The organism is Cobetia crustatorum (genome assembly GCF_000591415.1).
Lineage (GTDB): Bacteria > Pseudomonadota > Gammaproteobacteria > Pseudomonadales > Halomonadaceae > Cobetia > Cobetia crustatorum.
In genome coordinates this window covers 1-6,119 of sequence record NZ_JEMF01000042.1, presented here as the reverse complement: position 1 = coordinate 6,119, position 6,119 = coordinate 1, and the positions used below count along the sequence as shown (strand labels likewise).

The following is a 6,119-nucleotide window of genomic DNA, read 5'->3' as shown; positions in this document are numbered from 1 at the left end:
CGTCACTATATGCATCAATCCTGGGTTTTTCACGCTAGTGGAAATAGTAATATTCTTGTTAATCGTACTTCCCAGGAGTGCTTACGTATTACGAACAGTATAATCAATCCTTTGATGCAGATGAATGCCAAAATCGTCTTAGTACTTTTTATATCATTAGCTATATTAGTTTATAATCCTTGGGTAGCCGTAACAGGTATCGGAGTATTTATCGGTGTTTATTTTATACTTTTTCGTACTGTCAAAAATAAACTGAAACAGAATGGTGATTTCGTTACGAAGATGCAGAAACTCAGGTTAAAACTCCTTGCTGAGGGACTTGGAGGCATAAAAGATGTTTTGTTGCTAGGGAGACAAAAAGTATTTGTTGATCGCTATACGCAAGCGAGTGAAAAATTTGCCAAATCTCAAGGTACTAACTTGGCTTTGGGGTTAGTCCCACGCTACGCTCTAGAGTTTATCGCATTTGGCAGTGTTGTTTTCCTCATTCTGTTCTTGTTGTCTGCTCATGATGGAAATCTTGGTGAAATATTACCAATTCTTTCAGTTTACGCTTTGGCTGGATTCAAGTTATTACCAGCCTTTCAGCAGATTTATACAAGTCTAACAAATATTCGTGGAAATATAGCAGCCTTTGAAGATATCTCATTTGACTTAAAAGAAAGTCTTAATAGTGACGAAGCAAGTCTATGCAGTCGCTACAGCTTTAGAGAAACGCTCAAGCCTAAGTATAATATAAGTCTACAAGGTATTACACACTACTATCCTAATAAAAAAACGGCAGCTTTAGATGATATAACTATAAAAATATCGGCGAATAAGATTGTAGGGTTAGTTGGGGCATCAGGGTCTGGTAAATCTACTGCTATCGATATACTTCTTGGTTTAATCCAGCCTACAAACGGTAAACTTGTCATCGATGGAGAGGTTGTAGATGAGAAAATTAATCGAGTGTGGCAAAATAGTATTGGGTTTGTTCCCCAGGCAATTTTTCTTTCTGATAGTAGTATCAGGGAGAATATCGCATTTGGATTAAGTCCACACGATATCGATGATAGTGCGATTACAAGAGCAGTCAAGGTGGCTCATTTGAAAGATCTTATTGATAGTCTTCCGGAAGGCATTGACACAGTTGTAGGAGAAAGGGGAGTACAATTATCAGGCGGTCAGCGCCAACGTATAGGTATTGCACGTGCTCTGTATCATGATGCCGACGTGCTCGTACTTGATGAGGCAACAAGTGCTCTCGATGGCATTACCGAGAAGCTGATAATGGATGCGATACACCACTTTTCAGGAAAAAAGACTATAATCATGATTGCGCATAGATTGGCGACGGTCAAGCAATGTGATGAATTATACTTACTGAAAGATGGCAAAGTTGAGGCCTCCGGAACGTTTGTTGAGCTGACCAAGAATAATGATATGTTTAGTAAGATGGTAGAGCACTCCTAATGTTTTAAAATTATAACTTTTGGGTATATTGATCTTGCCTAGGTTTTGTACGAAAAGTCATTTTTGCTAATGTGACCCATGCACATTCGGCATAGGTGCGGTATGACAGGACGCTACGAAATCTCGGATAGCCACTGGCAGTTGCTCGAAGACATTGTCTCACCGGCTCAATCGATGGGCAGGCTCAGGAAAGACGACAGTCAGATGCGCTGAACGGTATCTTTTGAGCCCTCTGCTCTGGCGCCAAGTGGCGTGACCTCCCCGTACGTTATGGCCCTTGGAGCACTGTCTACGCCAGATTTCGACAATGGCGTGATGACGGTACCTTTGAGGCAGTCTTGTGGCGGCTTCAACTGCGGTTTCGCGAAGATGGCCTGATGGGTCTCGAGACCTGGATGATCGACTCAACCGCCGTTCGTGCAACACGCGCCTCCGCTGGTGGAGGTAAAAAGGGGGATCTGAAGAACCCTTAGACCATGCGTTGGGCCGGAGTCGTGGCGGCATCACAACCAAAATCCATTTGATCTGTGATCGCTTTGGTTGGTCCATCGACTTCACGCTGTCGGCGGGGCAAGAATCGGATACGCGGTACTTCATGCCCACTCTGGAAAAGGTTCATCTACCGGGGAGTCGTGGCCGGCCACGAAAGCGTTGCCGCTACATAGTGGCAGACAAGGGCTATGACAGTGATGAGTTGCGCCGTTACTGCGACCGCGTTCGAATCAAGCCAATCATCGCTCAACGAAAGATGAAGCGAATACCCCGTCCAGGTCTCCTCCGGGGTTTCGATAAACCCATGTACCGTCAGCGAAATATCGTGGAGCGCTCTTTCAGTTGGTTGAAAGAGGTCCGTCGTATTGCGACGCGATATGAGAAGTTGGCCCGTAGCTTTTATGCGATGGTATGTGTAGCTTGCATACGCCGCTGTCAACGAGCCGACTTTTCGTACAGAACCTAGCGTAAGCAGCGTCCAAAGGGCCTTAATGTTCTTGAACGATGTCTGTCACGCCACTTGATGCCAGAGTTAAGAAATAATAAATGCCATTTTCTACCTACATCTATTCTGAGCCACTCATTGCTTGTGCTGGTGATACAATGCCTTCGATTAATTGACATCGGCTACAGAGGATTTTTGTAGCGTCCCACCATACCGTACTTTGCTAGATATGGACAAGTTACATTATCAAAAAATAATTCATTGTAAAAATTAAATCAAGATAATTATTGGTGTATAAATGAGAAAAATAGTTTTTTTGTTCCCTGGCTCTACAAGCGATTACCAAGGAGGTGGATTCAATGTTGCTATGGACTTTTATAAGAGTACATCCAACCTTTATGAGTCAGAAATAGTATTTTATAATGAAGTTACAGAAGATGCATTAGCTAAAAATTTAATCAATGACACTGGAGTTAATGTGTATGTCGTAACTTGGGGCCCAGATGTAGAAAAAATAATAAATAAGATCAACGTTATCAATCAAACTCCTCAAAATATTATATATTTTGCACAAAGTAGTGGTTGGGATATAACTATACCTAACAACGTGCCCATTATTTGTGTAAGCAGAAGTGTTATGAACTACTGGCTACATCAAAAACCTTTCAATCATGTATACTTATTACCACCCATTCTAAATATTAATAATCTTGACCAAAGTAAAGAAAGATTAATTGATGTGTTATTTGTAAGTAGAAAGTCAACACATTACGTTAAAGAAAAGCTTATACCTAAACTTAGTAAAAACTTTAATGTCAAAGTTATCGATGAATTTATCGATAAAGAAGAGCTTATCAAAGATTATTGTTCATCAAAAGTATATATATACTCATCTAGAGAGCATAATCAAACTGGTAAAAGCTGGGGAGAGGGCTTCGGTTTGCAGCCGTTAGAGGCTGCCATGTGTGGTGCTACTGTATTTAGTAATCTAAATGGCGGTCTTGTAGATCATATGGACCCAGGGTTCAATATGTTTCAAATAGAAGTTCACTCTCTACAGTATGATTACGCGAGAGTAGCTCATGAAATAAATTTTTGGTCGAATAAAAACAATGAAGTAATTGAAGGTATTAGGAGTAAATACTCGGAAGAAAGTTTTAATAAAAGGATATCAACTATATTAATAAATATTTTAAACTATTTCGAAATCATCCGAGATAAAGATTGTTATGATTTTATAGAGGTTAGGAAAACAAATAATAACTTAAAAGCATTTAAGAAATTTATTAAAAGGGTAATCAGATATGAAGTTTAATAGTACTATTTTAGCAAGATGGTATCAGCCTACTAAAAATTGGGGTGATGCTCTTAATCCATATCTAATAAACAAACTCTCAGGTAAAAGAGCTGTAAATGTACTTTATCCCAAATATAATTTTAATAAAATAACACAAAGAATAGGATTGACAAAAAAGACAGAATATATGGTTGTAGGGAGCATACTTTCTTGGGGGCATTACCGCAACGGGGTTGCTGAAATTTGGGGGCCTGGCTTTATGAGTGAAGCCGAACGTCTTAGCTTCAAGCCTAAGAAGGTACATGCAGTAAGAGGACAACTCACGAGGAATATTTTGCTTCAACAAGAGATAGACTGCCCTAATGTATTAGGAGACCCAGCTCTAATCATGCCATATATTTACAATCCAAGAAATATAGAACAAAAATACTCTATAGGTATAATTCCTCACTATACTGATAAAGCTTTTTTTGAAAAAAACAGGATCATAGATAAAAATATAAAAATTATAAATATAGAGCAAAGTATTGAAACTTTTATAGATGAATTACTTTCCTGCGATGTAATTTTATCGAGCTCTCTACATGGTTTGATAGCAGCCGATGCTTACTCCATACCCTCCTGCAGGATTGCTATTAATAATGATATTACAGGAGGTGATTTCAAATTCAAAGATTATTATTCTGGGATTGATTGTAACTATAATCCTAGTTATCATGTGAGCAATATTGATAATATATACAAAATATCTGAAAAATGTAGAGTAAGCAAAATAGACGAATTTATAATAAAGAAGTTATTAGAAAGCTGTCCTTTTTTGCAAAAAGGTATTAACTTTGATAATGAATAAATGTCCAATTAATAAAGAGGGTGTATATGACGTAAGTGTGATTATTGCTACTTATAATTGTCGAGACTACATTGAAAAATCAGTAAAATCGGCTTTACATCAAGAAAGCTGTAATGTGGAAGTGATAATTGTAGATGATTGCTCTACAGATGATACACATAAAATATTATCTTCCATTGACGATGCGAGAATTAAGTATATCAAGCTGAATGCTAATCAAGGGGCTAGCAACGCTCGAAATATCGCTATAGAACATTCAACGAAAGAGTGGGTAGCTATACTAGATGCTGATGACTGGTTTGATACTATTAGACTTAAAACCCTAATAGATTTTGCCCTTGACACTTCAAGTGATATAGTATCCGACGATCAGATATTAAGTAATAAGAAAGAAAAAATTGGATTAAGATCTGATTCAGCTCTATCTTTAAAAACTCTTTCGGGACCTACGGGAGTAAGTTTTAAAAACTTGTTAGAATATCCTGAAATAGGTATCGCTCAACCAATATTTAAACGTAATATTTTGAATACATTGCCTTATGTTTATAATGAGAAAATAATCTATGGTGAAGATTATGATTTACTATTAAGACTCAGTAGTTCAGGACATAAATTTAGTATTTTATCAACAGCATATTATTATGTTTTAATACGACAAGGTAGTTTAGTTTCTGACCGTGTTAAATTGTATAAGGGAATACTTTCTTTATATACTTCGCTTATTAATAATGAAGACATCATTTGTAATCAAGAATATTATACTATCATAAAAAAAAAATATGACCTTAGCTAAAAGATCGATTGCTTATGGCGCAGTTGTAGACAACTTAAAGAAAAATCGATATTTACAAGCATTCTTAATGTCGCTCAAATATCCAAGCTTTTATTCACAAATGCCAAAGAGGTTAATAAATTATATGCGGAGGTGGACTTGAATTATTGTTTCGTTGATCGTGCAAATGCTCATTCGATTTGGTCTTTGATTGACTCTATAGCAGCAGAATTACTGACTCAAGGCCATTCTGTTACATATTGTAAGTTTTGTGAGTTTGATACAATTACAGATAGATACACGCCTCCCGGCGTTAAAGTTGAAAATATTTATGTTCCTAGTAAAAATTCTATACTTGGGTTACCAAAACAAATATTAATTTTTGCTTACCAGTTTAATAAGCCAGGGAAAATGCATGAAAAACCGCTCTACGACGGGCCTCGTAGCGCTTTACCAAAAGGACCTCATGTGGTCATTTAGCAGCTTTCGCTCATGGATGGTCCGATGCTGACACCGTCTCTTATGCACCATTTATCGATTGTTCCCGACTTCCGCCAGGCGTGGAAAGTGAAGCATCAGCTGTCGGATATCTTGTTTCTGATCGTCTGTGCGGTGATCTGTGGTGCAGAAGGTTGGGATGAAATCGAAGATTTTGGCCACGCGAAGTTGGACTTTCTTCGCCAGTACGGCGATTTTGAGGCTGGCGTGCCGAGTCACGATACCTTGGCCAGGGTGATGGCCCTGGTGAATGCTGAGCAGCTGCAAACTGCATTCGCTGAGTGGATGAAAAGTTGCCATGACGTGACTG

At 38.2% G+C, this 6,119-nt stretch carries 6 protein-coding genes and 1 pseudogene; all 7 read left to right on the top strand.

Annotated elements, in window-relative coordinates:
* Positions 1 to 1,455 (top strand): ABC transporter ATP-binding protein (locus tag BF12_RS0110240; protein WP_035159823.1); only part of this gene is annotated, 1,455 nt, incomplete at its 5' end.
* A 102-nt stretch (positions 1,456 to 1,557) separates the two neighbouring features.
* Positions 1,558 to 2,413, top strand: a pseudogene (locus tag BF12_RS21680) (IS5 family transposase).
* A 277-nt stretch (positions 2,414 to 2,690) separates the two neighbouring features.
* Entirely contained in the window at positions 2,691 to 3,707 is a 1,017-nt protein-coding gene (locus tag BF12_RS0110235; protein WP_156941164.1) for a glycosyltransferase, read from the top strand.
* A complete protein-coding gene (locus BF12_RS0110230; RefSeq protein WP_084488071.1) occupies positions 3,697 to 4,539 on the top strand; it encodes a polysaccharide pyruvyl transferase family protein in 843 nt (280 codons plus the stop codon). The genes BF12_RS0110235 and BF12_RS0110230 overlap by 11 nt, the downstream gene beginning before the upstream one ends.
* Positions 4,532 to 5,332, top strand: a complete 801-nt coding sequence (locus BF12_RS21675) for a glycosyltransferase family 2 protein (protein ID WP_084488070.1) — start codon at positions 4,532 to 4,534, stop codon at positions 5,330 to 5,332. Before BF12_RS0110230 ends, BF12_RS21675 begins: the two co-directional genes overlap by 8 nt.
* A gap of 138 nt (positions 5,333 to 5,470) precedes the next feature.
* A complete protein-coding gene (locus BF12_RS22020; protein ID WP_156941163.1) occupies positions 5,471 to 5,791 on the top strand; it encodes a hypothetical protein in 321 nt (106 codons plus the stop codon).
* Positions 5,792 to 5,815: 24 nt separating this feature from the next.
* A partial coding sequence (locus BF12_RS0110225; RefSeq protein WP_024951927.1) for an ISAs1 family transposase occupies positions 5,816 to 6,119 on the top strand: 304 nt, incomplete at its 3' end.

Coding starts and splice junctions, on each gene's coding strand:
- BF12_RS0110235 (WP_156941164.1), top strand. CDS start 2,691: ATGAGAAAAATAGTTTTTTTGTTCCCTGGCTCTACAAGCGATTACCAA.
- BF12_RS21675 (WP_084488070.1), top strand. CDS start 4,532: ATGAATAAATGTCCAATTAATAAAGAGGGTGTATATGACGTAAGTGTG.
- BF12_RS0110230 (WP_084488071.1), top strand. CDS start 3,697: ATGAAGTTTAATAGTACTATTTTAGCAAGATGGTATCAGCCTACTAAA.